The organism is Kutzneria sp. CA-103260, from assembly GCF_018263855.1.
GTDB lineage: Bacteria > Actinomycetota > Actinomycetes > Mycobacteriales > Pseudonocardiaceae > Kutzneria.
Map to the genome: position 1 here is coordinate 6,743,190 of NZ_CP073318.1, position 24,712 is coordinate 6,767,901.

Consider the following 24,712-nt stretch of genomic DNA (forward strand, 5'->3'; position numbering starts at 1 on the left):
CGATGTTGGACAGACCGGGCTGGGCGCCCAAGCAGATCGACCTCAACCGGCCCAACGCCGCCCGGATGTACGACTACCTGCTCGGCGGCGGCTGCAACACCGCGGCCGACCGGGAGATGGCCAAACGGCTCGTCGCCCGGATGCCGCAGGTCAAGGAGACCGTCCGGCTGAACCGGAGCTTCCTGCGCCGGGTGGTGTCCTTCCTGGTCGGCCAGGGCGTCACCCAGTTCCTCGACATCGGCGCCGGCATTCCGTCGGTGGGCAACGTGCACCAGCTCGCGCAGGGCCTCGACCCGGAATGCCGCGTGGTGTACGTGGACAACGACCCGATCGCCGTCGCCTACGCGGAGCCCGTGCTCAAGGACAACAAGCTGGCCGCCGCGGTGCTGGCCGACTTCCGCTCGCCCGACCAGGTGCTGAACGCGCCCGCGGTCCGGTCGCTGATCGACTTCGACCAGCCGGTGGCCGTGCTGACGCTGATGATGATGCACTACGTCCCGGACAGCGCCGACCCGGCTCGACTGATGGGCCGCTACCGCGACGCGCTGGCCCCCGGCAGCTACGTGGCGGTGTCCCACCCGAGCTTCACCGGCGCCCACGGCGAACTGCTGGCCGACGCGGAGGCCGTCGGCGAGATCGTGCACGAGGCCGTGGAGCCGCTCAACCTGCGCGGGGCCGACGACCTGCTGCGCATCCTGGCCGGCTTCGAGCCGGTGCCGCCCGGCGTCGTGCACCTGCCGCTGTGGCGGCCCGACTCCACCGCCGACATCGGCCGTCACCCGGAGAGGTCGCTCGTCTACGGAGTGGTGGCAGCGAAGCCCTAGCCGATGCCGAATACACTTACCGCCCGGGATGCCGGAGCGAGCGAGGTGGCGATGACCGAGGACGGTCGAAGCGCCGAACTGCGCGAGTTCGCCGAGGGCTGGGCGGCGGCCATCATCGACACCAGCTACGTGCCGATGTCCCGGCGGGAGATCGAGGACTTCCTGCTCGACCTGTCCGACTCCCTGCTGACCGCGCTGCTCAGCGAGCCGTTCGACCCCGAGCCGGCGATGGAGGTCGGGGCGCGGCTGGTCGGCGCCCACTTCACCGCCCCGGAGGCGCTCGGCCGCACGCTGCAACTGCTCGGCACCGGTCTGGTGCTGCCGGCCGGGATCTCCGGCGAGGAGCGCCGGCTGCTGGACCGGGTGGTGCAGCTGCTCGGCCGGCTGAGCACCGGCTACTCGGAGGCGCTGCGTGAGCGCACCTTCGAGGAGCAGGAGGTCATCAAGCAGGCGATGTGGCTGGCCACGGACGTGGCGCAGCGGCGGCTGCAGGACAGCGAGTCGCGTTTTCTCGCCGTGTTCGACGCCGCGCCGATCGGGCTGGCGATCGGCGACTTCGACTCCAACATCCTGGAGTCCAACCAGGCGCTGCAGGAGCTGCTGGGCTACAGCCGTGAGGAGCTGAACGCGCTGACCGGCGCGGACATCCTGCACCCGGACGACATCCCGGACACCCTCCAGCGCTACGACCGGCTGTTCCGCGGCGAGTACTCCTCCTTTCGCAGCCGGCAGCGGCTGCTGAAGAAGGACGGGGACGTGCTGTGGGCCAACGTCACTGTGTCGGCGGTGCGGGACTCCACCGGCTCGCCGACGTACCAGGTGGCGATGGTCGAGGACGCCACCGAACTGCACTACGCGAACCAGGCGATGGCCACGCTCGGCATGCAGGACCCACTGACCGGGCTGCCGACCCGGACCGCGTTCATGGCCCGGCTGGACAGCGTGCTGGGGCGGGTCGACCGGCCGAGCCGGGTCGCGCTGTGCGTGTTCGGCATCGACGGCTTCGCCATGATCAACGACGGGCTCGGCCCCGAGGTCGGCGACGAGGTGCTGCTCAAGCTGGGCACCAAGCTCCGCTACCACGCCGAGGACAACAAGATGCTGGCCGCCCGGCTCGGCGGCGACGAGTTCGCGCTGCTGATCGAGGAGTCGGAGGGCACCCGGACGGTGACGCCGCTGGTCGAGGAAGCGCTGCGGCTGATCAACGATCCGGTGACGGTGCTCGGGCACCGGCTGTCCGTGCACGCCAGCGCCGGGATCGTGGAGCGTCCCGTCGGCCGGGAGCAGCCAGCGGAGCTGCTGCGCGACGCCACGATGGCGCTGCACTGGGCCAAGGAGGGCGGCAAGGCGCAGTGGGCGCTGTTCGACCAGCAGCGCTGTGACCGCGACCGGGCCCAGCTGCAACTGGCGCTGACCATGCCGGTCGCGCTCGACAACGACGAGTTCACCGTTGTGTACCAACCGATCCGCGCGCTCGGCGACAACCGGCTGGTGGCCGTCGAGGCGCAGCTGGCCTGGGACCACCCCGAGCACGGCCTGCTGGCGCCGGCCGAGTTCCTGTCCCTGGCCGGGCGGACCGGCCTGGTGATGCGGCTGGCCGAGTGGCTGCTGCTGGAGGTGTGCCGGCAGGCGCGCCAGTGGCAGCTGGAGTTCGGCGAGCGGGCCCCGGTGGTGAGTGTGAAGATGCCGCCGCGGCAGGCCCGCGACCCCGACTTCCTGCCGAACGTGTTGCGGGCGCTGGCCGAGAGCGAGCTCGACGGCGGCCTGCTGCGGCTGGAGCTGGAGCCCGACGCGATCGACTGCGACGGCGACGAGCAGGAAGAGGACATGAGCCTGCTGGCCGAACGTGGCATCACGTTCAGCATCGCCAGCCTGAGCCACCATCGGCCGGAATGCCTGGTGGCACGGCCGTTTACGGTGCTCAAGAGCCGGGATCTGGCGGTGCCGCAGGCCAACGGCGAGCGGGAGACGATCCCGGCGACCGTCGCGTGGAACACCGTGTCGCTCGCGCACCAGATGGGCATGCAGGTGATCGCCGAGAACGTGGACACCCTGGACGACGTGGCATGGCTGCGGGAGATCGGCGTGGACGCCGGTCAGGGCGTCGCGCTCGGCCAGCCCGGTGGCCCCGAGGACATCGGTCCGCTGATCACGTCGTGACCGGCGTCAGCCGGGCGGCCGGCGCCAGTTTGCGCAGGCTCAGGCCCAGCGCCAGCATGCCCAGCGTCAACGCCGCCGTGAACACCGTGACGCCGACCCAGCCGTCGCCGGCGAAGACGATCCCGCCGACGGATCCGCCGACGCTGCTGCCCAGGTAGTAGCACAGCTGGTAGGCGGCGGACGCCTGCGCCGGGTGGGTGGCGCGGGCGCTGACCCAGCCGCTGGCCACCGTGTGGCCGGCGAAGAAGCCGGCCGTGACCAGCAGCAGTCCGATCACGACGAGCGCTAGGTCGTTCGACAGCATCAGGCCGAGCCCGGTGATGCTGACCAGCGCCGTCCCCCACAGCACCTGGCGGCGGCTGTAGCGGTCGACCAGCCGGCCGGCGACCGGGGAGCTGACCGTGCCGGCGAGATAGGCGACGGAGATCAGGCCGACGATCGCCTGCGACAGGCCGAACGGGGCGGCCGTCAGCCGGAAGCCGAGGTAGTTGTAGATGGTGACGAAGCTGCCCATCAGCAGCATGCCGATCAGGTAGAGCCGGAGCAGGCCGCTGTCCCGGAAGCAGGCGCCCAGCGTGCGCAGCTTGATCGGCTTCGGGTGGAAGTTCGCCGACGCCGGCATCACCGCGCGGAACAGCAGCGCGCAGGCCAGCGAGGCGATGCCGACCACGCCGACCGCCCAGCGCCAGCCGCCGAGGTCGGTGACCAGACCGGTGATCACCCGGCCGGCCATGCCACCGATGCTGTTGCCGCCGATGTAGAGGCCGACCGCGAACCCGAGCGACCCTCGGTGCACCTCCTCGGCGAGGTAGGCCATGGCGACCGCGGGCAGGCCGGCCACCGCGACGCCCTGCAACGCCCGGAACACCAGCAGGAGCTCGAAGTTCGGGCTGATCGCCACCGCGATCTGCAGCAGCGCGGTGGCGAACAGCGAGGCCGTCATCAGCGACATTCGGCCCCAGCGCTCGGAAAGCATGCTCAGCGGCACGATGGACAGCGCGAGCGCGCCGGTGGCGACGGAGATCGCCAGGCTGGACGCGGCCGGCGTGAGGCGGAAGTCGTGCGCGAACAGCGGAAGCAGCGGCTGCACGCAGTAGAGCACCATGAACGTGGCCAGGCCGGCGGCGAACAGCGCGAGGTTGATGCGACGGAATCCCTTGCTGCCACGGTGATGTGTCTGATTCTCGGGCGCATGGGTCACGGTCATAGTCGGGAAGCTAGTTGCCGCTCGTTCATGCGTCCAATACAGGAATCCGTCGGATTTGATCCGTGAATGAATAGGTTGACGGCGATGTGCGCGAACACCGTTGCCGCGGCGGCAAGCGGGAACGCGGCGAGGGCGCCCAGGTTCGGCAGCGTGCTCGCGATCGTGAGGAAGAACACCGACGACGTGAACGCTCCGACCACCACAGCGCGCAGCGAGATGACAGCCGCCGGACCGCCGGCGCTTTCCTGCCGGTAGGCGGCGAACAGTGCCGCGAACAAAGGGAAAGAGGCCAGCAGGCCGATCGTTCTCGATCCCAGCAGGGTGGCGCAGGCGAGCACCAGCGTGGTCATGGCGGTGGCGACGACGATGCGGGTCGGCAGCTCCCACGGCATCGGCCGGACTTCGCGCGGCGTCAGCGCCGGCCAGGCCGCCAGCGTCGCCGCCAGGCCCGTCGGCACCAGGAATTCCAGCGCTGGCAGGGAAAAGTCGTACAGGCTCAGGATTCGCGCCGCGATGACGTAGGAGCAGACGGCGGCGGCCAGGGCGATCGGCCAGCGGTGGGTGAGCGCCGTGCGGGCGTAGCCGAGACCGAAGGCGGCGATCGCGAGCTGGCCGGACAGGGTCGCGATCGCCGTCTGCACTGCGAAGCCCTCACCCTCACGGAAAGTCAGCAGCGCGAGCGAGGAAGCGGCGGTGAGCGGCAGACCGACGAGGCGGCCGCCGAACAGCGACGCCCAGCGGCGTTGGATGAGGGTGGCGGCGATGATCAGGGCGGGCGTCAGCAGGAGTTTGAGCAGGTCTTGGCCCATGACCTCGACCCTTTCAGCCATCCCGCCGCGTTTGTCGCGGAAATCGCGGCATGATGGGCTTTCCCGCTGAGATGTTCTCAGTACATTGGCCACATGTCTTCAAAAGTCGCAGTGGACGCCGTTGACCGGGAGATCCTCGCCGTGCTCCTGCACGACGGCCGGATCACCTATCAGGAGCTCGGCCGCGCCGTCCGGCTGAGCGCCAACGCCGTCGCCGACCGGGTGCGCAGGCTGCGCCGGTCCGGAATCCTGCGCGGCTATCGCGCCGACCTGGACTTCGCCGCCCTCGGCCGGCCGCTGGTGCTGGTAACCGAGATTCGGCTTCGGGACGGCATGTCCGGCGAGGAGTTCGAGCGGGGGCTGCGTGGGTTTCCGCAGATTTTCTCGGCCGCGCACGTCACCGGGGAGTACGACTACCAGCTGCGGATGGCATGCGCCGACACCGCCGAGTTCGAGGAGTTGATCGAGCGGCTCAAGCGCGAACACGGGGTCCGCGAGCTGCGCAGCCGGCTCGTGCTACGGCAGATCCCGCTCGACCCGGCCGGTGTGCTGGAGATCACCTGAGACATTCGAGTGGATTCCCGACTTGACGTCGGGTGTACTGCCCTCCTTCCGGAGGGCGACGCGGGGCCGCCGGTCGGATACGGTGATCACAGTCACATGTCATTCCGGTCGCACTCAATGTCGAGGAGCTCCGTGGGATACGTCGACTCGTGGACGCAGCGCTATCGCGGCATGGACCTGGGTCCGTACAGCTTGCTGCTCGCGCGGCTGCTGGTGCGCCGGCGAGCCGTGTACCTCGGCGCCGGCCTGGTCGCCGTGGCGCTTGTCCTCCGGGTCGCCCAGTTCCTGCTCGACTCGGACGCACTGGTCTGGCCGGTGTTGCTGACCGCGCTGGTCGCGCTCGCCGCCGGTATCGCGCTGCTCGTCCAGCGCCACGGCGACGCCCGGGTCGCCGCCATGCAGCGTGAGCACGTCGACCGCCACGAGCCCGTCGACCCCGCCGCCGTCATCGGCCGGCGGACCCGCATCCTGCTCGCCGTCTCCTATGTCGGCGCCGCACTCCTCGGTTTCGCCGGTCTTCTCTCCGGCGGCGACCTCGTCCAGTCCGTCGTTTTCCTCGTCGGCGTCGCACTGCTGGCCGCCATCGCCTATGTCTCGCTGCGCACCGCCCTGACCCGTGCGCCCATCGCCGTCGACCACGGCTCGCTGCAGGCCGACGACCTGCTCCGCGTCAACGACGCCCGGCACGCTGCCGTCGCCTACCCCGTGCTGCTCGCCCTCGTGACGATGGCCTCGCCGTCGTCGATCTGGTTGTTAACTGTGTACACAGCCGTTTCGGCTGTGATCTCGGTTTTCGCGATGGCCCACGAGCCGCTCACGCCCAAGGTGCCGGTGACCCGGTGATCCAGCTCGACACCGCGTCACCGGTTCCGCCGTACGAGCAGGTCAAGTCCCAGTTCGCCCGCCAGATCGCCGACCGCCGGCTGGCCGTCGGCACCCGCCTGCCCACCGTCCGCCGCCTCGCCGCCGACCTCGGCCTCGCCGTGAACACCGTCGCCCGCGCCTATCGCGAACTCGAGGAGGCCGGCCTCGTTCAGACCCGCGGCCGCGCCGGCACCTTCGTCAGCGCCGCCGGCGAACACAGCCTGCTCCGCGCCCAGCAGGCCGCCCACCAGTTCGCCGCCGCCACCGCCGACCTCGGCCTCTCCCCCGACGATCTCCTCCAGATCGTCCGCGCCGCCCTCGACCCCGCCTGGTCGACCCCCACCCCCTCGGCCTGACCGCCGCACACCTCAACTCCGCCGAAAACCTCGCCTCGGCCGGAGACCCCAACTCCGCCGGAGACCTCAACCGCGGCGGCCTACCTCGGTGCCGTCGAAAAGCCCGGCTCCGTCGACGTGCTCGATTTCGTCGAAGTCCACCAGTCCGTCGAAGACCCCGGGTCCGCCGGTGAGGTGGATTTCGGCGAAAAGCTCGACTTCGACGAAAAGCTCAAGTTCGCCGAGGATCCCGACCCCGACCGCCCGTCCCGCCTTCGCCGGTGTCCTCTCGTTGGCCGACATGCGCAACTCCGTCAGAAAGCCCGACTTCGTCGGCGGCCTGTCACTCGTCGGCCGAGCCCGACTTCGCGGTCGCCCGGGCGGTCGCGTCGAGTTCCTCGTATCCAACGAACTTGGCGCGACCGCCGACGGTCACCAGGTGACCGGCACCGAGACGAGACCGCCGCCCAGCTGGTTGACGCGCAGCTGGAGGTCTTCGACGGGAACGGCGAGTCGGAGTGTCGGAATGCGGCGGAGCAGTGCGTCGAAGACGAGCTGGAGTTCGACGCGGGCGAGGTTCGCGCCGATGCAGTAGCGCGCGCCGTGCCCGAAGGAGAGGTGTTGGTTGGTCGGCCGTGCGATGTCGAACTGCACGGCCTCGACGAAGGCACGTTCGTCGTGATTGGCCGCAGCTGCGGCGAGCAGCACCGCTTCACCAGCGTGGACCTTAGTGCCGGCGATGTCCATGTCCTCGCGGGCGTAACGGAGCAGGCCGCCGCCACCGGTCACACTGCGGCGCAGCACTTCTTCGATGGCGGCCGCGGCGAGCTTCTCGTCCCGGAGGAACGCCGCCCGCTGCGACGGGTTGGTCAGGAACAGCACTGTGCCGATGTCGATCCGCACCATCGTGGTCTCGTGGCCGGCGAACAGCAGTCCGCTGCTCAGCATCGCCAGATCGTCGTCGCGGACCTGGTCGCCGTACTCGGCGATCAGGTCGCTGATCAGGTCGTCGCCGGGTTCGGTCCGCTTCCGGCCGATGAGACCCTTCATATAGGTGGTGAGGTTCTCCCAGCCGGCGGCCGAGCGGGTGCCGTCGACGGTGTCGCCGAGGGCGTTGGACCAGGCGCGGAAGTCGTCCCGGTCCTCGTACGGCACGCCGAGCAGGGCGCAGATGACCAGCACGGGCAGCGGCATGGACAGCCGTTCGTGCAGGTCGACCGGGCCGCCGTCGGCGAGCATGCCGTCGATGACCACGTCGATGATCTCCTGGATGTGCGGCCGCATCGCCCGCATCCGCCGCGGTGAGAACGCCGGCATGAGCATCGCCCGCATCAACGCGTGGTTCTCGTCCTCATTGTCGTCGGCCACCGCGGTGCCCATCAGCACCGAGTTCGACACCCGGGCGGCCTGGTCCGGGTTCGGGTGCGACCGGCCCAGCCGCGGGTCGGCGAACAGCTCGCGGACCTGCTCGTAGCGGGTGACGAGCCAGGCTTCGTCGCCGGCCTGCGTGCGCACCCGCACGACCGGCCCCTCAGCCTGGAGCTCCAGGAGTACCGGTGGCGGGTCGAGCACGGCGGTCTGAGCGAACGGCAGTTGCGGCAGATCGGACATCGAGTTCCCTCCCCAGCTCGGTATACTTTGAAATATACACACGGGAGTCAACATCTGCGACCTGGTAGGACAGTGCGCGTGACGGAACAGCGCAGCGAACGACTGCCTCGAGCGCAGCGACGGGAGCAGATCCTGGCGGCGGCGACCACGGCGTTCGCGCGGGCCGGGTTCGCCGCGACGAGCCTCGACGACGTGGCCCGCGAGGCGGGCATCAGCCGGATGATCGTGTACCGGCACTTCGACTCGAAGCGGGACCTGTACGAACAGGCCCTGGTGCGGATCGGCGACCTCATCCAGGCGGCGACCGCGAGCGAACAGATCTCGATGGCGACGCTGGAGGCGTTCATCGCGACGGCCGCGTCCGAGCCGGACGGGTTCCGGCTGCTGTACCGGCACGCCGCCCGCGAGCCCGAGTTCAGCGGGACCGTGGAACTGGTCCGACGCGGCATGGCCGACGCGACCTACGAGCAGATCGCCGGCCGCATCGCCGATCCGGCATGGGCGAAGTGGGCGGCCGACAGCATCCCGGTGGTCCTGGTCGAGACGATCATGGCGTGGCTGGACGCCGGCCAGCCGGATCCGGAGACCGTGGCCGATCGGGTCCAGTCGATCATCAGGGGTGTCATCACCGCGGCCGGCCGAGTGCCGGACAGCCAACCGTCGACGGCCTCTGCGCACGAATAGGACCAGGGCGCCGTCACGAATGTGTTGCTCACAGCACGGCCTGCGCTGGAGACGATGTCGGTAGACCTCAGAACGCATCACCGACAAAAACGCGGCGGCCCCGCCTCACGAATGAGACGGGGCCGCCGCGGTCGGGCACAGCTCAGAGGGCGCGCCAGTCGAGTACGCCGTCGGCCAGGGAGTTGATCGTCGCCAGCAGGCCGAGACGGGCCTTCCGCAGCTCGGGGTCCTCGGCCATCACGAGCACGTCGTCGAAGAACGCGTTGACGGGACCGGTCAGCGGGCCGGCGACGCCGATGAACTCGGCGAGGCCGGTGGTGTCAGTCCCGAACTGGGCCGTGACCTTGTCGACAGTCTCGTGCAGGGCCAGCTCAGCCGGCTCGACCAGCCGCGCCGGGTCGTAGCCAGGCTCGGTGCCGGCCGGCACGATCCGGCGAACGCGCTGGAGCGCGGCGGCGAGTGCAGCGAAGTCGGCGTCGTCGCCGAGCCGCTCCAGTTCGGCCAGGGCGGCGTCGGCGTCGGCCGGGGTGTCGGCGAGCGGCAGCACGGCCTGCACGAGCCGGTGCTCGTGACCGGCGTCCAGCAGCTGCTGCTCGTAACGACGGACGCTGAACTCGTGTGCGTCGGCCAGCGCCTTCTCCGGCACCTCGACACCCTGTGCGCTGACGCGCTTGGCCGCGGCGGCCAGGCCCCGGCTCAGGGTGATGGCCTTGAGCTGCGGGAACGCCCGCAGGATGCTGACAACGCCGAGGGTGGCGCGACGCAGTGCGAACGGGTCGGAGCTGCCGGTCGGGTTGGCGCCGATGGCGAACAGGCCGGCGAGCAGGTCGAGCCGGTCGGCCAGGGCCAGCAACGCGCCGGGCACGCTGGCCGGCAGCGCGCCGCCCGCGGTCCGCGGCTGCTCCATCTCCGCAAGCGCTTGCGCCACCTCGGCCGGCTCACCGGCGCGCAGCGCGTACTCGCGGGCCATGGTGCCGGCCAGGCTGGACAGCTCGATCACCATCTGGGTGGCCAGGTCGAACTTGGCGAGCTGACCGGCGCGGTCCAGGGTGGCCCGCTCGGCGGCGTCGAGGCCCACGACGCCGGCGAGGTCGGCGGCGACGCCGGCGATGCGCTCGGCACGGTCGGCGACCGAACCGAGCCGCTCCTCGAAGGTCAGCTTGGCCAGCCCCGACTTGTGCTGCTCGGGCGTTTTCTTCTGGTCGGCGCGCCAGAAGAACGCGGCGTCCTCGTACCGGGCACGCAGCACCGACTCGTTGCCGGCGCGCACCAGGTCGACGTCGCACGAGCCGTTGGCGACGGTGACGAAGTTCGGCAGCAGTTGGCCGTCCCGGCCGCGAACCGGCAGATAGCGCTGGTGCTTGCGCATCACCGTGGTCAGGATCTGGCTCGGCAGCTCGAGGTACTCGGCGGCGAACGAGCCGAGGATCGGGTTCGGCTGCTCGACCAGGTTGGTGACCTCGTCGAGCAGGGCGCCCTCGCCCTCGAAGTCCACGGCGCCGCCGACCTCGGCGACCAGCTCGCCGGTGCGGGCGACGATCTGCTCCCGGCGGACCGCGCCATCCAGCACGATGTCGTGGCCGGCGAGGAAGTCGGCGTAACCGTCGGCCGAGGCGACCTCGATCTCCGGCTCCGCCGCGGTCCGGTGCACCCGGGTGTAGCGGCTGCTGGCCAGCGAGGACACGGCGATCGGCACGACAGTCTCGCCGAGCAGCGCGACCAGCCAGCGGACCGGCCGGGTGAACGACAGGCCGGCGTCGCGCCAGCGCATGTTCTTGTCGGCCCGCAGCTCGGCGACGATCTGGCCGAGCAGCTCACTCAGCACCTCGACAACGCCGCGGCCGACATCGGTCTTGACGACACCGACGTGCTCGACGCCGTCCACGTCGATACGGAGCAGCTCCTCGGGCGCGATGCCCTGGCCGCGGGCGAAGCCCTGGGCGGCCTTGGTCGCGTTGCCGTCGGCGTCGAACGCGGCCGTCGCCCGCGGGCCACGAACCGTGCGCTCGGCGTCCGGCTCGCGGGGCTGCACGTCGTCGACCAGCAACACAAGGCGGCGCGGGGTGGCGTGCACGGTGATGTCGCCGTGGCCGAGCCGGGTGCCGCCGAGCTTCGCCGACAGCGCCTCGCGGACTGCCTCGGCGCTGCGCACGACCTCGCTGTGCGGCAGTTCTTCGACGCCGATCTCGAACAGCAGCGTCGCCGGGGCGTTCACGGTCGGCAGCTCGGCCGGCAGCTTGGCGGCGGCCGGCGGCTCCACGACGCCAAGCGGATAACCCATCTCCTCACGGCGCTCCGCCCACAGCTGGGCGGCCTGCCTGGTCAGCGTGCGCATCTGACCGAAAGCCTTCGCCCGCTCGGTGGTGCTGATCGCGCCCCGGGCGTCCAGGACGTTGAACGCGTGGCTGCACTTGAGCACGTACACATAGGCCGGCACCGGCAGCCGCTCGTCGATCATGCGACGGGCCTCGGTGGCGTACTCGTCGAACAGCCGCTGGTTGACCTGGATGTCGGCGTCGTCGAGGTAGTAGCGGCTCATCTCGTACTCGGACTGGCCGAACACCTCGCCGTAGGAGATGCCCGGCGCGTACGCGATGTCCTTGAAGTGGCCGACGCCCTGCAGCGCCATCAGGATGCGCTCGATGCCGTAGGTGATCTCCACCGAGACCGGGTCCAGCGTCAGGCCGCCGGCCTGCTGGAAGTAGGTGAACTGGGTGATCTCCAGCCCGTCCAGCCAGACCTCCCAGCCCAGGCCCCAGGCGCCGAGGGCGGGCGAGGCCCAGTTGTCCTCGACGAAGCGGATGTCGTGGGCGTTGATGTCGATGCCCAGCACCTCCAGGCTGCCCAGGTAAAGCTCCTGGGGGTTGCCCGGGTCCGGCTTGAGGATCACCTGGAACTGGGTGTGGGTCTGGAGCCGGTTCGGGTTCTCGCCGTACCGGGCGTCGTCGGGCCGCACGCTCGGCTCGACGTAGCCGACGTGCCACGGCTCCGGGCCGAGCACCCGCAATGCTGTGGCAGGGTTGGCGGTACCGGCCCCGACCTCGGTGTTGAACGGCTGCACGACCATGCAGCCCCGATCAGTCCAGTACTTCTGCAACGCGAGCAACGCGTCCTGCATCGTCAACACGGGGGAACCCTCTTGCCATCGGTCGTGGGCACTGAGCTGGCGAAACACACCGCCACAGACCCTCCATCCTAGGCGAGCACGGCCTGTGGTCACCCCGCGGGGCGACCACAGGCGCCGGGCGAGCCGTCAGCGCAGGCCGGCCAGCACGTCCCGGACCGCTTGCAGGCTGGCCCGCCACACGCCGGTGGCCAGGCTGATCCGGGCGACACCGAGGGCGCCCAGCTCGCTGATCGCCGGGGTCCTCGGCGTGAACATGACGTTGACGGGGAAATCGACCTGGCGGACGAACTCGGCGATCAGCCCCGGATCGGCGAGCATGATCGGGTAGATGCAGTCGGCGCCCGCGTCGCGGTAGCGCTTGGCCCGTTCGACTCCGTCGGCCAAGACCTCGCCGTGCTGGCCCGGGTCGCCGCTGCCGAGGAACACGTCCACCCGGGCGTTGATGACCAACGGCACGCCAGCGGCGTCCGCCGCCTTGCGGATGCGCCCGACCCGTTCCACCTGCCACTCCGTGCTGCGTAGACCGCCGGCGGTGTGGTCGCTGTCCTCGAGGTTGATGCCGACCGCGCCCGCTCCGAGCACGGCTGCGACCAGTTCGTCAGCCGGGAGGCCGTAGCCGGCCTCAACGTCGGCGGTGATCGGAAGGTCGACGGCCGTCGCGATTCGGCGGACGGCGGCGAAGATCTCGTCAGCCGGGGCCTTCTCCCCGTCGGGGAAGCCGAGGCTGTTGGCAACCGCGCTGCTCGACGTGGCGACAACCGGGAACCCGGCCTCCTCGACCAAGCCGGCGGTCGCCGCGTCCCAGACATTCGGCAGCACCAGCGGATTGCCCCGCTGGTGTCGGTCACGCAGCGCCTTGGCGTGCGCGGCGAGCTCGCTCACTCCGTGCCGTCCAGGGCCGGCGGCTGGTTGCGGCTGATGACGCCGATCCGATTCCACGCGTTGATGGTGGCGATCAGGGCGATGATCTGGGCCAGCTCGGCCTGGCTGAAGTGCTTCTCGGCCTCGGCCCAGGTCTCGTCGCTGACGCCGCCCTCGGCCAGTAGCGTGCCCTCCTCGGTCAGTGCGAGGGCGGCCCGCTCCCGTGCCGTGTAGAAGGACAGCTCACGCCAAGCCGGCAACGCGTAGATGCGCCGCTCATGCTCGCCCTGCTTGCGGGCGTCGGTGCTGTGCATGTCGATGCAGAAGCCGCAGCCGTTCAGCTGCGACGCCCGGATCTTGATCAGCTCGGCCAGGATGGGGTCGATGCCGTCGTGGGCGGACTTGTTGAGCAGCAACATCGCCCGGTAGCTGCCCGGCGCCTCCGTCGCCACGTTGATGCGGGGCAGGTGCGTCACGTACTCGTCAGAACTCACGACAACGACGCTAACCCGGAACTGGTCCACTCGTATGATCCAGGTTGATGCCAAAATCATGGACCAGTGGTGGGCATGAGCTGCACCTCGACCTCGAGCCGGGCTTCGGCCGCCGGGCGGCCCTCGAACGGGCGCTACGGGAGGCCATCCGGTCCGGCCGGCTGACGGCGGGCACCCCGCTGCCGTCGTCCCGAGCCTTGGCGACCGACCTCGGGCTGTCCCGCGGCACGGTGGTCCAGGCGTACGAACAGCTGCTCGCCGAGGGATATCTGACGAGCCGGTCGCGGACGCACACCGAGGTGGCGGCCGTCCCGGGAACAGCAACTCGCACGCAATCGAGAAGTGCGACGAACTTCTCCGTTCCGTACGACCTGGAGCCCGGCAGCCCCGACGTCAGCCAGTTCCCGCGGTCGACGTGGGCGTCGGCGTTGCGGCACGCGGTCACCTCGGCCGTCGACGAAGACCTCCGCTACGGCGATCCCCGTGGCCATCCGGCCCTGCGCCGCGCGTTGGCCGACTATCTGGGGCGCGTGCGTGGTGTGCGCATCAGTTCACAGGCAATTGTCGTGTGTACCGGGTTCACAAACGGTTTGCGGTTGATCGCCACCGCGCTGCGCGACCGCGGCGGCCGAACGATGGCGGTCGAGGACTTCGGTCTGCCGTTCCACGTCGACGCGATCGAGCAGACCGGTCTCCGGGCGGAGCCCGTCCGGCTCGACGACGACGGTCTCGTCGTCGACGAAATCCCGAAAACCGACGGAGTTCTGGTGACCGCCTCACACCAGCTGCCGTGGGGCACGACCCTGCATCCGGCCCGCCGCGGTGCGCTGGTCGACTGGGCTCGCGACAACAACGCGGTCGTTGTCGAGGACGACTACGACGGCGAGTTCCGATACGACCGTCAACCGATCGGGGCAATCCAGGGTCTGGCCCCGGAGCACGTCATCTACGCCGGCACGGCCAGCAAGTCGCTGGCGCCGGCCCTGCGGTTGGCCTGGCTGGCGGTGCCGGACCGGCTGCTCGAGCCAATAGTCAAGGTCCGGCAGCTGTCGGAGCGGGAGTGCCCGGTGTTCGAACAGCTGGCGTTCGCGCACCTCGTCGAGAGCGGCGGACTCGACCGTCACCTTCGTCGAATGCGCACGCACTACCGGAAACGGCGCGACTACCTGCTCGGCGCGCTGGCCACGTCGGTGCCCACGGTCCGGCCCATCGGGATCGCCGCCGGCCTGCACGTCACATTGCTGCTTCCCGACGGAGTCCGCGACGAGGATGCCCAGGCCGTGCTCGCCGAACACGGGGTCGGCGCACATTCACTGGCGGCCTACGCACGCCGCCGATCGGCGGCGCCCGGGCTCGTCATCGGTTACGCCACTCCCCCTGGCCACACGTTTGCGGCCGCCGTCCAGGCATTGGCGACCGCACTGGCCAAACTGGTCTAGGCGGTGCGCTGATACGGCAGCGCAGTGGTCAAGGCGTGCCGGAACTCCTCCACGATGTCCGTGAACACGTGCTCGACACCCGGGTTGATGACCAACCCACCGTCGGCATCGATCTGGAGGTCCCGTTCCAGCAGGAAGTAGCTCTGGATCACGTGCCTCGGCGCGAGCGACTGCACCACCGGGCGCAGCCCGTAGTCGAGGGCCAGCACGTGGGCGAGGCTGCCGCCAGTCGCGAGCGGCAACACCGTCTTGCCCGACAGGCCGAACTGCGGCAGCAGGTCGAGGAACACTTTCAGCAGTCCGGAGTAGGCCGCCTTGTATGTGGGAGTGGCGAGCACGACCCCGTCCGCATCGGCCAGCGTCGCCGCGGCCCGGGCGATGTCCGGATCGGACGTGTCGGCCGCCAGCAGCGGCCCCGGCGGCAGGTCACGCAGCCGCAGGTGCTCGGTGACGAGCCCCGCCCCAGCTAGGCGGTCCGCGACGTAATCGGCCACGCGGGCCGTCTTGGAGCTGCGCGACGGACTTCCGGAGAGGACAACAACAGCAGGCATCACGGACTCCTGGGTTGCTGGTGGGCGGACATGACTACGTGGCGGACAACCCCTCGACCGTCGGTCGACCACTCGGTCGTCGGCCAACTGCTTCGCTGACGTCGGGCTGCTGCTCTGCGGGCGAACTACCGGCCGGTCGGCAGCCGCTCCGTCGACGAGCTACCACTTCGCCGACGAACAAGTGCTCGGCCGTCGAACTGCTCCTCGACCACCGACTCCCGGTCAGCCGACGAACGGCCCCCGACCGACGAACTTCCGGTTCGTCGACGAACTTCTGCTTTTCGACGAAAAGCACGGGTTCGTCGGGTGCGCAGGATCAAGAGGCCATCAGGTGGGGTGTCACCGTCCGGGGTCGCGGATCAGCGGGGACACAGTGCGCTGCACACGTGGCAGAGGTCCACATGCCGCCTGGTGCGGAGATCGTCTGACTGCGCCACGTCATCGACGGTAGGTCAGGCTGGCGACCACCGACAAGGTCGTCCCATGGGGTGAAAACCTGGCTGCTCAGTCGGCGGGCAGCGACTTCGCCGACGGTCGGACGGCTGCACCCAGGCGGCGCATGGCCCGCGGCACGTATCCGTGGGGTGACCGCCAGCGGATCGGAGCGGGCACGAGCAGAGCCGCGGATCGCAGGGTACGGAGCATCGCGGTGCTCGCGGCCGGCGAGTAGGCGGCATGTCCATGCAACCCGATGGCCCATCGCGGCAGGAGGGAGTACGCGAGGTGGGCGACCGCCTGTTCGTAGACCGGCACGCCGAGGCCGAGCACGCCGGGCAGCGGCGGCTTGTGCAGGAACTGGTAGACGATCTCGGATTCGTCGCCGCGGCGGAGTTCGCCGCGAACGCCGCGGAAGTAGGCGGCCATCTGCTCGGTCGAGCCAGGCACCTCGTCCGGGTCGAGACCGACAAGTGCGGCGGAATGGCGTTGTTCGTCGAAATAGCGGTCGGCTTGCGACTTGGTGAGCCGGAAGCCGGCCCGGCGGACGACGGACAGGAACATCGACACTTCGGCGCAGTGCACCCAGAGCAGCAGGTCAGGGCGGTCGATGCGGAACGTCCGGCCGGTGGCCGGGTCCTTGCCGCGCAGGCTGCGGTGCACGGCGCGGACCTTGGCCGCGCCGGCACACACCTCTTCGAGCGGTGCGTATGTACTCATCGCGACGAACCGGGCGGTGCGCGTCAACCGGCCGAGCGGGTCCTCGCGGAAGTTGGAGTTCTGCACCACGCCAGCCGCCGCGAGCGGGTGCAGCGACTGCAGGAACAGGCTGGTGATGCCGCCGAGCCACATGGCGGGGTCAGCGTGCAGGTGCCAGGTGACCGAGTTCGGGCCGACCAGGCCCGAGTCGGCCCCGTTCGACGGCGCAACGCTCACCACTGCGAAGTTACGCCGTCGCGGGGCCGACCCGAACCGCCAGCTCAGTGGCCGACCGTGAACGCGTTCACGGTGGAGAGGTACCGAGCCGAGATCGCACAGGCCGGCGCCATCGCCACTATCCCTTGGTGGACACCGAGACGTAGTCAACGAGCATCGGCTGGCCGGACACCGTCGCGTCGGTGGGACCACCGCCGAAGGCGCCCGGGAAGCCGCCGCCGATCGCCACGTTCAGGATGACGAAGAACCCGTGCTGGGTGGCGTTGTTCCAGGTGGTGGCGTCGACCTGAGAGGCGTTGACGGTGAAGAAGTTGTTGCCGTCGAGGTAGTAGCGCAACTGCTGGGGATTGGCGCCGTAGTCGAGTTCGACGGCGTAGGTGTGGAAGCCGGTCTGACAGCCACCACAGGGGTGTTCGCCGGAACCGAGGCCGGTGGTCTCGTTGCACGGCCCACCAGAACCGGTGCCGCAGTGCAGGGTGGCGAATTCCGAACTGCGGCCGTTGATGTCCTCCATGACGTCCAGCTCGCCGATGCTGGGCCAGTTCGTCGCGGCCGCCGGCCGGGCGGGCGCGCCGAGGGCCCAGAACGCCGGCCAGTAGCCGAGTCCGTTGCTGGTGTTGACGTCGGGCTGCTTGATGGACGCCTCGATGCGCATGACACCGCCGGCCGGCGGCTGGAAGTCGGTGCGCTGGGTCTCGATCCGACCGGAGGTCCAGTTGCCCGAACCGTCCTTTACAGGCTTGATCGCGAGGTGTCCACTGCCGTCGAGATAGACGTTGTCGGTGCTGTTGGTCATCGACTCGACCTCGCCAGTGCCCCAGTTCGACGCGCCACCGGAATAACCGTGGCCGAGGTCGTAGAGCCAGTTCGAGCCGTTGACCGGGGACCCGGCGGCCCCGTCGAAGTCATCGCTCCACACGGTGGTGAAGCCTGTGGGCGGCGCGGGCGCCGCCGAGGCGGACTGGGCGGAGGCGGTGACCGCGATGACGCCCGGTATCAGGACTGCGAGAGCGGATGCGGCGGCTAGCAATCGTCGACGTGCGCGCATGACTCTGGTGACCTCCTTGTCACAGCAGGGTTCACCGGCCGGCCGAGGCAGGGGGCCGACATCCGGTGACCCTTACATGAGAGCGCTCCCACTGGCGCAAGTCAAGGATGCGAACAAAAATCGAACAACATCCACGACGTGAACGAAGGTCGGATCAGCCCGGAAAGCCCAGCTCAGCCCAGGAAACCTCGAAGTAGCGAGGCAGTTCCGGCCAAATGCTCGGCCATGGCCTGTCGGGCGGCCGGCGCGTCGCCGGCGAGTATGGCGTCCACAAGCGCCGCATGCTGCCGGTTGGAGTGCTCGATGTTCTTCGGCAGCAAAGGAATTCCGTCGAGCAGCTCGTTGAGACGCATCCGCGCGTCGGCGACCGCGGCGGTGAGCGACGGCGACCCGCTGATCTCGGCGATCGCCAGGTGCATCCGAGAATCCTTGCGGCGGTACTCCCTCAGCCCGGCGCCCTCGCATTCGGACAGCCGGGCCCGCAGATGCGCACACTCGTGGTCACTCAACTCACGGGTGGCCGCGAACTCCGCCGCGCCCGTCTCCAACACGGATCGCAGGGTCAGGGCGTCCTCAAGATTGTCCACATGGGACACAGAAGTCGGCGCGGCACTCGACGACGCCGCGGACACGAAAGTCCCGCCGTACCGGCCACGGCGGGACTCGACAAACCCGGACTCCTGCAAGGCGTGCAGCGCCTCGCGCAGCGTCACCCGGCTCACGTTGAGCCGGGCGGCCAGGTCACGCTCGGCGGGCAGCCGCTCGCCCGGTGGCACGACGCCCAGCTTGATCGCCTGAAGCAGCCGTTCCACCGTCTCCTCGAACGCGTTGCCCGTCCGGACCGGACGGAACAACGCGTCGCCGGCGGCATCCACCTATTCGGGTGTCACATAGGCGCCGGAGATGCCACCGTCCACCAGGAACTGGGATCCCGTCATGAACGACGAGTCGTCACTGGCCAGGAAGGCAACCGCGGCGGCGATTTCCTCCGGCTCGGCGAACCGGCCCATCGGCACGTGCACCAGCCGACGGGCGGCGCGCTCCGGGTCCTTGGCGAACAACTCCTTGAGCAGCGGCGTGTTCACCGGTCCCGGGCACAGCGCGTTCACCCGGACGCCCTGCCGTGCGAACTGGACGCCCAGCTCACGCGTCATCGCCAGCACGCCGCCCTTCGAGGCGGTGTAGGAGATCTGCGAAGTGGCGGCACCCATCACGGCGACGAACGAGGCCGTGTTGATGATGGATCCCTTGCCCTGGGCCAGCATGTGCGGCAGCGCGTACTTGCAGCACAGGTACACCGAGGTCAGGTTGACGTGCTGGACCCGTTGCCACGCCTCGAACTCCGTGGTGAGGATGGAGTCGTCATCGGGCGGCGAGATGCCGGCGTTGTTGAACGCGATGTCGAGCGAGCCGTAGGTGTCGACGGCCTGTTGGAACATCGCCTCGACCTGACCGGCGTCGGTGACGTCGACCTTGACGAACAGGCCACCGACCTCCTCGGCGGCCTGGGCGCCGGAGTTCTCGTCCACGTCACCGATCACGATCTTGGCGCCCTCGGACGCCAGCCGGCGCGCCGAGGCGAGACCGATCCCGCTGCCACCACCGGTGATCACCGCCACCCGGCCGGCCAACCGTTCTGCCACTTCTCACTCCTCAGTCGCGATGAACACGTTCTTGGTCTCGGTGAATGCGGCGACCGCGTCCGGGCCGAGCTCCCGGCCGAGGCCGGACTGCTTGTACCCGCCGAACGGCGTCCAGTAGCGGACCGACGAGTGCGAGTTGACCGACAGGTTGCCAGCCTCGACGCCGCGGGCGACCCGCAGCGCACGGCCGACGTCCCTGGTCCAGATGGAGCCGGACAGGCCGTACTCGGTGTCGTTGGCGATCCGCAACGCGTCGGCCTCGTCGTCGAACGGCAGCACCACGACAACCGGGCCGAAGATCTCCTCGACGACCGATCGGTCCTTTTCGGATAGTGGGATGAGGACCGTTGGCGGGAACCAGAATCCGGCTCCGTCGGGAGCGCTGCCACGGAATGCGACCGGGGCGCCCTCAGGCACGTACGAGGCCACTTTGTCCCGGTGCGCGGACGAGATGAGCGGGCCCATCTCGGAGTCGGCGCTACTCGGGTCGCCGACCTTGACGCCTTGCACCGCCGGTTCCAACAGTTCCATGAACCGGTCGTAGACGCTGCGCTGCACCAGGATTCGCGAGCGGGCGCAGCAGTCCTGACCCGCGTTGTCGAAGACGCCGTAGGGCGCGGTCGCCGCGGCACGCTCGATGTCGGCGTCGGCGAACACGATGTTCGCGCTCTTGCCGCCGAGCTCCAGCGTCACCCGCTTCACCTGTTCCGCACAGCCGGCCATGATCTGCTTGCCGACCACGGTCGATCCGGTGAACACGACCTTGCGCACCGCCGGATGCGTCACGAACCGCTGCCCGACAACGGATCCCTTGCCCGGCAGGACCTGGAAGACGTCGTCCGGGATGCCCGCGTCCCGCGCGAGTTCGGCGAGCCGGAGCGCGGTGAGCGGCGTCAGTTCAGCCGGCTTGACGACTACGGTGTTGCCGGCGGCGAGCGCCGGCGCGAACCCCCACGCCGCGATCGGCATCGGGAAGTTCCACGGCACGATCACGCCGATCACGCCGAGCGGTTCGGCGAAGGTGACGTCGACGCCGCCGGCCACCGGGATCTGCCGGCCGAACAGGCGTTCGGGCGCGCCGGCGTAGTACTCGACGACATCGCGCGCGTTGCCGGCCTCCCAACGCGCGTTGCCAATGGTGTGGCCGGAGTTGGCGACCTCGATCTGGGCCAGATTCTCGAGGTCGGCGTCGATGGCCGCGGCGAAGCGTCGCAGCAACCGGGCGCGGTCGCCTGGTGCGACGGCCTTCCATGCCGGCAGCGCCGCCTGGGCCCGGGCGATCGCCGCGTCAGTCTGCTCCAGCGTGGCCAGTTCGACGGCGCCGACCAGTTCCTCGGTCGCCGGATTGATCACATCGAAGGTGGTCACTTCCCGTTCCCCGCTCTCGCCACCAAAGCCTTGAACAGTCGCACTTCCGCGTCCTGTTCGGGATGCCACTGCACGCCGAGCACGAAGTCGGCGCCCGCCAGCTCGACCGCCTCCACGACGCCGTCCACCGACCTCGCCGTGACCGCCAACCCGTCGCCGAGCCGATCGACGGCCTGATGGTGCGAACACGACACGGTCGCCGCGCCGCCGAGGATCTCGTTGATCGCGCTGCCCTCAGCCATTTCCACATCAGTGGGGCCGAACTGACCTACCACCGGCCGATGCGCCGACGAACCCGTGACGTCCGGGACATGCTGGGTGAGGGTGCCGCCGAGCGCGACGTTGAGCACCTGCATGCCGCGGCAGACACCGATCAGCGGCAGGTGTGCGGCCAGCGCGTTCTCGACCAGCGCGAATTCCGTCCCGTCCCGATCCGTTCGCAGGCCAAGGGTTTCCGGATGCGCCTGTGCGCCGTAGCGGGCGGGATCCACATCCGCGCCGCCGGCGATCACCAAGCCGTCCAGAAAGGACACATCGCAGAATCCGAGCGGCGGCAACAGGACTGGATTGCCACCGGCAGCGGCCACCGTGTCGATGTAGGTGCGTGGCAGCACTGCCGCGTCCAGATCCCAGGCGCCGTAACGAGTTCGTTCGATGTAAGTGGTGATGCCGATGACCGGTCGGCGGTCAGAGCCGTTCGAAGCCACGGACACGCTCCCAATCGGTGACGGCGGAGTCGAACGCGGCCAGTTCGACCCGGGCCGCGTTGCAGTAGTGGTCGACGACGTCCTCACCGAACGCGTCGCGGGCGATCGCGCTGGCCGCGAACAGATCCTTGGCCTCACGCAAGGACGACGGCACCGACGGCTTGTCGGACGCGTAGGCGTTGCCGGACAGTTCCGGCTCCAGAGTCAGCTTGTTGTCGATGCCGTGCAGACCGGCCGCGATCAACGAGGCGACCGCCAGGTAGGGGTTCACGTCGCCGCCCGGCACGCGGTTCTCGATACGCAGGCCCGCGCCGTGACCGACCAGACGCAGCGCGCAAGTCCGATTGTCGCTGCCCCAAGCGACCGCCGTCGGCGCGAAACTGCCGGGCTGGAAACGCTTGTAGGAGTTGATGTTCGGCGCGAACAGGAGCGTCAGCTCACGCAGACCGGCCAGCTGGCCGGCGATGAACTGCTGTGCGGTATCGGACATGCCGTGCGGACCGTCGCCGACAAAGGTGAGATCGCCGTCCGTGCCGCGCAGGCTGATGTGGATGTGGCAGGAGTTGCCCTCGCGCTCGTTGTACTTGGCCATGAAGGTGAGGCTGCGGCCCTCCTGTGCGGCGATCTCCTTCGCACCGGTCTTGTAGATGGCGTGGTTGTCGCAGGTCGGCAGCGCCTGGTCGTACCGGAAGACGATCTCGTGCTGGCCGAAGTTGCACTCGCCCTTGGCCGACTCGACCATCAGACCCGCACCGCTCATCTCGTTGCGGATACGCCGAAGCAGCGGCTCGATCCGGGAGGTGCCGAGCAGCGAGTAGTCCACATTGTACTGATTGGCCGGCCGGAGATCACGGTAACCGAGGTCGTGTGCCTGCTCGTAGCTGTCGTCGAAAACGATGAACTCCAGCTCGGTGCCGACGAACGCGGCAAGCCCGCGGTCGGCGAGCCGGTCCAGCTGGCGGCGCAGGATCTGACGCGGCGACACGGTGACTGGACTCCGGTCCTCCCACTCGACGTCGCACATGACCATCGCGGTGCCTGGCAGCCACGGCGTGAGCCTTAACGTGCTCAGGTCCGGGCGCATCACGAAGTCGCCGTAGCCGCGCTCCCACGAGGACATCCGGTAGCCGCTGACGGTGTTCATCTCGACGTCGACCGCGAGCAGGTAGTTGCAGCCCTCGGTGGCGTGGTCCAGCACCACGTCCAGGAAGTAGTCGGCCGAGCAGCGTTTGCCCTGGAGGCGGCCCTGCATGTCCACGATGGCCACCAGGACGGTGTCGACCTCCCCGGTCGCTACCAGTTCGCGCAGTGCGTCGACGGTGATCACGGGGACCGCCCTTCCTCGCCCGGCTTCAATGGACTGATCCTGACCCATTGCACGCTCGCGGTCAACATGCGCTAGTGTTGTCTCGTGCGTTGCTATCCGTGGTTTAGCGAGCCGGCCCTGGGTGGGCCCGGCAGCGACCACGTGCGCTGACCACGAAGCACCCAGAGCCGGCAAGGCAGAGGCGAATCGCCTCTGCCTTTTGTTTTGCCCAAGACACCAGGGCAGGCCGGCGGGATCTCCGGCGGTCTGCGGAGAGGAAGCGCCATGTCCACCCACAACCAGCGCATCGTCAGCTCGCGGCCGATGGTCTCGCCCGCGCTGCTTCGCGACGAGGCCCCACTGACCGACGCCGCCGAGGCCGTCGTGGTGCAGAGCCGGACCGCCGTCACCAATGTGCTCAACGGCGACGACGACCGATTGCTCGTCATCGTCGGGCCGTGCTCCGTGCACGATCCCGTGGCCGGCCTCGACTACGCGCGACGGCTGGCCGCCCTGACCGCTGAGCTGTCCGACGAGCTGTGCATCGTGATGCGGGTCTACTTCGAGAAACCGCGCACCACGCTCGGATGGAAGGGCCTGATCAACGACCCGCGGCTGGACGGCTCGTTCGACGTCAACCACGGGCTGCGGATCGCCCGGCAGCTGTTGCTGGACATCCTCGCGGTGGGGCTGCCGGTGGGCTGCGAATTCCTCGACCCGATCACTCCACAGTACATCGCCGACACCGTGACCTGGGGATCCATCGGCGCGCGGACCGCGCAGAGCCAGGTGCACCGGCAGCTGTGCAGCGGCCTGTCGATGCCGATCGGGATCAAGAACTCCACCGAGGGTGACGTGCAGGCGGCCGTCGACGCGGTGAAGGCGGCGGCGTCCAGCCACGTGTTCCCCGGCATCACCGACGACGGTCTGGCCGCGATCTTCTCCACCGCCGGCAACCCCGACTGCCACGTCATCCTGCGCGGCAGCGGCGCCGGGCCGAACTACGACCGGGCCAGCGTGGAGCACACCGTCGACCGGCTGGCGAAGTCCGGCCTCCCCGAACGGGTGATCGTGGACGCCAGCCACGGCAACAGCGGCAAGGACCACCTGCGGCAGCCGGGGGTCGCCGCCGACATCGCCTCGCGGATCGCCGGCGGCGAGACCGAGGTGGTCGGCATCATGCTGGAGAGCTTCCTGGAGCCGGGTCGGCAGGAACTGGTGCTGGGGCACGCCGAGGAGCTGGCGTACGGGCAGAGCGTGACCGACGCGTGCATGGGCTGGGATGTGACGGAGTCCGTGCTCCGTTCCCTCGCCGACGCTGTCGGTCAGCGGCGGGCTTCGCGGTCGGTCGGGGCCGCTTCGACGGTTTCCTCGATTGTGACGGCGTAGTACTCCGTCGTCGCGAACGTCGATTTCGACAGCCGAGCGGTTCGCCGCCGCATATCTCAAGTGCGACGGCCTGGCGCTTCGTCGTCGCGAAGGTCGGCTGCGGCGACCGAGCGGCTTGTCGCCGCGAAGGTGGTCTGCGACGGTCTCGAGGCTCGTCGTCGCCGGGGTCGACTGCGTCCATGTGGTGGTCGCGGTCGGACCGTCGTGTCGCGTTCGATGGATGCGGCCTTCGCCGACCGGTGTTGAAGTGTTGACGAGAGTGGTCAATGGTTGATTCGACTATCAACCATTGACCACTGTGGACCACGCTTGCCTCAGTGGTCTTCGACCAAATGGCAACACGGCGTGCG

23 protein-coding genes are annotated in these 24,712 nt (G+C 69.4%); 8 read left to right on the forward strand and 15 right to left on the reverse strand.

From position 1 onward, the window contains the following. Positions 1–2: 2 nt before the first annotated feature. A complete protein-coding gene (locus JJ691_RS29605) occupies positions 3–824 on the forward strand; it encodes an SAM-dependent methyltransferase (protein WP_211771792.1) in 822 nt (273 codons plus the stop codon). A gap of 51 nt (positions 825–875) precedes the next feature. Then, positions 876–2,984, forward strand: a complete 2,109-nt coding sequence (locus JJ691_RS29610; RefSeq protein WP_211762890.1) for a putative bifunctional diguanylate cyclase/phosphodiesterase — start codon at positions 876–878, stop codon at positions 2,982–2,984. Here JJ691_RS29610 and JJ691_RS29615 read toward each other — a convergent pair. Both JJ691_RS29615 and JJ691_RS29620 read right to left on the reverse strand, forming a co-directional pair. Continuing rightward, positions 2,974–4,191, reverse strand: a complete 1,218-nt coding sequence (locus JJ691_RS29615; protein ID WP_211762891.1) for an MFS transporter — start codon at positions 4,189–4,191, stop codon at positions 2,974–2,976. The genes JJ691_RS29610 and JJ691_RS29615 overlap by 11 nt on opposite strands. Beyond that, complete coding sequence (locus JJ691_RS29620) at positions 4,188–5,000, reverse strand: hypothetical protein (protein ID WP_211762892.1); 813 nt, start codon at positions 4,998–5,000, stop codon at positions 4,188–4,190. Before JJ691_RS29620 ends, JJ691_RS29615 begins: the two co-directional genes overlap by 4 nt. Before the next feature lie 93 nt (positions 5,001–5,093). On the opposite strand from JJ691_RS29620, the gene JJ691_RS29625 reads away from it, so the two are divergent. From JJ691_RS29625 to JJ691_RS29635, 3 genes are all read left to right on the forward strand, one after another. Further along, positions 5,094–5,564, forward strand: a complete 471-nt coding sequence (locus JJ691_RS29625; RefSeq protein WP_249227090.1) for an Lrp/AsnC family transcriptional regulator — start codon at positions 5,094–5,096, stop codon at positions 5,562–5,564. Between the two features lie 132 nt (positions 5,565–5,696). Next, the gene (locus JJ691_RS29630) at positions 5,697–6,407 is read left to right on the forward strand and encodes a hypothetical protein (protein WP_211762893.1); all 711 of its coding nucleotides are present in this window, start codon (positions 5,697–5,699) and stop codon (positions 6,405–6,407) included. After that, on the forward strand, positions 6,404–6,784 hold the full coding sequence (locus JJ691_RS29635; protein ID WP_211762894.1) for a GntR family transcriptional regulator: 381 nt from the start codon (positions 6,404–6,406) through the stop codon (positions 6,782–6,784). Before JJ691_RS29630 ends, JJ691_RS29635 begins: the two co-directional genes overlap by 4 nt. Positions 6,785–6,850: 66 nt before the next feature. Here JJ691_RS29635 and JJ691_RS29640 read toward each other — a convergent pair whose 3' ends face one another. Together JJ691_RS29640 and JJ691_RS29645 are read right to left on the reverse strand one after the other, a co-directional pair. Then, complete coding sequence (locus JJ691_RS29640) at positions 6,851–7,066, reverse strand: hypothetical protein (protein WP_211762895.1); 216 nt, start codon at positions 7,064–7,066, stop codon at positions 6,851–6,853. 129 nt (positions 7,067–7,195) lie between these two features. Continuing rightward, the gene (locus tag JJ691_RS29645; RefSeq protein WP_211762896.1) at positions 7,196–8,374 is read right to left on the reverse strand and encodes a cytochrome P450; all 1,179 of its coding nucleotides are present in this window, start codon (positions 8,372–8,374) and stop codon (positions 7,196–7,198) included. A 78-nt stretch (positions 8,375–8,452) separates the two neighbouring features. On the opposite strand from JJ691_RS29645, the gene JJ691_RS29650 reads away from it, so the two are divergent. Next, positions 8,453–9,058: a TetR/AcrR family transcriptional regulator gene (locus JJ691_RS29650; protein ID WP_249227091.1), complete on the forward strand. Its 606-nt coding sequence runs from the start codon at positions 8,453–8,455 to the stop codon at positions 9,056–9,058. A gap of 142 nt (positions 9,059–9,200) precedes the next feature. On the opposite strand, the gene JJ691_RS29655 is transcribed toward JJ691_RS29650, so the two are convergent. The 3 genes from JJ691_RS29655 to JJ691_RS29665 all read right to left on the reverse strand — a co-directional run bounded on the left by JJ691_RS29655 (position 9,201) and on the right by JJ691_RS29665 (position 13,540). Further along, on the reverse strand, positions 9,201–12,176 hold the full coding sequence (locus JJ691_RS29655) for a glycine--tRNA ligase (RefSeq protein ID WP_249228289.1): 2,976 nt from the start codon (positions 12,174–12,176) through the stop codon (positions 9,201–9,203). Positions 12,177–12,311: 135 nt separating this feature from the next. Beyond that, positions 12,312–13,067: an isocitrate lyase/PEP mutase family protein gene (locus JJ691_RS29660; protein WP_211762898.1), complete on the reverse strand. Its 756-nt coding sequence runs from the start codon at positions 13,065–13,067 to the stop codon at positions 12,312–12,314. Beyond that, on the reverse strand, positions 13,064–13,540 hold the full coding sequence (locus JJ691_RS29665) for a carboxymuconolactone decarboxylase family protein (protein ID WP_249227092.1): 477 nt from the start codon (positions 13,538–13,540) through the stop codon (positions 13,064–13,066). Before JJ691_RS29665 ends, JJ691_RS29660 begins: the two co-directional genes overlap by 4 nt. A 47-nt stretch (positions 13,541–13,587) precedes the next feature. Between JJ691_RS29665 and pdxR the strand changes: the two genes are divergently transcribed. After that, positions 13,588–14,979, forward strand: coding sequence for a MocR-like pyridoxine biosynthesis transcription factor PdxR (pdxR, locus tag JJ691_RS29670; RefSeq protein ID WP_211762900.1), 1,392 nt, complete (start codon positions 13,588–13,590; stop codon positions 14,977–14,979). Here pdxR and ssuE read toward each other — a convergent pair. The 8 genes from ssuE to JJ691_RS29710 form a co-directional block, all read right to left on the reverse strand. Further along, positions 14,976–15,530: an NADPH-dependent FMN reductase gene (ssuE, locus tag JJ691_RS29675; protein ID WP_211762901.1), complete on the reverse strand. Its 555-nt coding sequence runs from the start codon at positions 15,528–15,530 to the stop codon at positions 14,976–14,978. The genes pdxR and ssuE overlap by 4 nt on opposite strands. Before the next feature lie 504 nt (positions 15,531–16,034). Beyond that, complete coding sequence (locus tag JJ691_RS29680) at positions 16,035–16,901, reverse strand: oxygenase MpaB family protein (protein WP_249227093.1); 867 nt, start codon at positions 16,899–16,901, stop codon at positions 16,035–16,037. 118 nt (positions 16,902–17,019) lie between these two features. Further along, positions 17,020–17,949: a glycoside hydrolase family 16 protein gene (locus JJ691_RS29685; protein WP_211762902.1), complete on the reverse strand. Its 930-nt coding sequence runs from the start codon at positions 17,947–17,949 to the stop codon at positions 17,020–17,022. 173 nt (positions 17,950–18,122) lie between these two features. Then, complete coding sequence (locus tag JJ691_RS29690) at positions 18,123–18,824, reverse strand: FadR/GntR family transcriptional regulator (RefSeq protein WP_211762903.1); 702 nt, start codon at positions 18,822–18,824, stop codon at positions 18,123–18,125. Further along, on the reverse strand, positions 18,825–19,592 hold the full coding sequence (locus JJ691_RS29695) for a 3-oxoacyl-ACP reductase (protein ID WP_211762904.1): 768 nt from the start codon (positions 19,590–19,592) through the stop codon (positions 18,825–18,827). 3 nt (positions 19,593–19,595) lie between these two features. Continuing rightward, positions 19,596–20,960, reverse strand: coding sequence for an aldehyde dehydrogenase family protein (locus JJ691_RS29700; protein WP_211762905.1), 1,365 nt, complete (start codon positions 20,958–20,960; stop codon positions 19,596–19,598). After that, positions 20,957–21,667, reverse strand: coding sequence for a gamma-glutamyl-gamma-aminobutyrate hydrolase family protein (locus tag JJ691_RS29705; protein WP_211762906.1), 711 nt, complete (start codon positions 21,665–21,667; stop codon positions 20,957–20,959). The genes JJ691_RS29700 and JJ691_RS29705 overlap by 4 nt, the downstream gene beginning before the upstream one ends. Further along, positions 21,648–22,994: a glutamine synthetase family protein gene (locus tag JJ691_RS29710; RefSeq protein ID WP_305873436.1), complete on the reverse strand. Its 1,347-nt coding sequence runs from the start codon at positions 22,992–22,994 to the stop codon at positions 21,648–21,650. Before JJ691_RS29710 ends, JJ691_RS29705 begins: the two co-directional genes overlap by 20 nt. A 264-nt stretch (positions 22,995–23,258) precedes the next feature. On the opposite strand from JJ691_RS29710, the gene JJ691_RS29715 reads away from it, so the two are divergent. Beyond that, positions 23,259–24,362 (forward strand): 3-deoxy-7-phosphoheptulonate synthase, encoded by a 1,104-nt coding sequence (locus tag JJ691_RS29715; protein WP_211762908.1) that lies wholly within the window; start codon positions 23,259–23,261, stop codon positions 24,360–24,362. Positions 24,363–24,712 lie beyond the last annotated feature (350 nt).

What these genes read in the sequence shown, in the direction of transcription:
- JJ691_RS29605 (WP_211771792.1), top strand. Translation starts at nt 3, where the DNA reads ATGTTGGACAGACCGGGCTGGGCGCCCAAGCAGATCGACCTCAACCGG.
- JJ691_RS29610 (WP_211762890.1), top strand. Translation starts at nt 876, where the DNA reads ATGACCGAGGACGGTCGAAGCGCCGAACTGCGCGAGTTCGCCGAGGGC.
- JJ691_RS29615 (WP_211762891.1), bottom strand. Translation starts at nt 4,191, where the DNA reads ATGACCGTGACCCATGCGCCCGAGAATCAGACACATCACCGTGGCAGC.
- JJ691_RS29620 (WP_211762892.1), bottom strand. Translation starts at nt 5,000, where the DNA reads ATGGGCCAAGACCTGCTCAAACTCCTGCTGACGCCCGCCCTGATCATC.
- JJ691_RS29625 (WP_249227090.1), top strand. Translation starts at nt 5,094, where the DNA reads ATGTCTTCAAAAGTCGCAGTGGACGCCGTTGACCGGGAGATCCTCGCC.
- JJ691_RS29640 (WP_211762895.1), bottom strand. Translation starts at nt 7,066, where the DNA reads ATGTCGGCCAACGAGAGGACACCGGCGAAGGCGGGACGGGCGGTCGGG.
- JJ691_RS29645 (WP_211762896.1), bottom strand. Translation starts at nt 8,374, where the DNA reads ATGTCCGATCTGCCGCAACTGCCGTTCGCTCAGACCGCCGTGCTCGAC.
- JJ691_RS29655 (WP_249228289.1), bottom strand. Translation starts at nt 12,176, where the DNA reads ATGCAGGACGCGTTGCTCGCGTTGCAGAAGTACTGGACTGATCGGGGC.
- pdxR (WP_211762900.1), top strand. Translation starts at nt 13,588, where the DNA reads ATGCCAAAATCATGGACCAGTGGTGGGCATGAGCTGCACCTCGACCTC.
- ssuE (WP_211762901.1), bottom strand. Translation starts at nt 15,530, where the DNA reads ATGCCTGCTGTTGTTGTCCTCTCCGGAAGTCCGTCGCGCAGCTCCAAG.
- JJ691_RS29685 (WP_211762902.1), bottom strand. Translation starts at nt 17,949, where the DNA reads ATGCGCGCACGTCGACGATTGCTAGCCGCCGCATCCGCTCTCGCAGTC.
- JJ691_RS29715 (WP_211762908.1), top strand. Translation starts at nt 23,259, where the DNA reads ATGTCCACCCACAACCAGCGCATCGTCAGCTCGCGGCCGATGGTCTCG.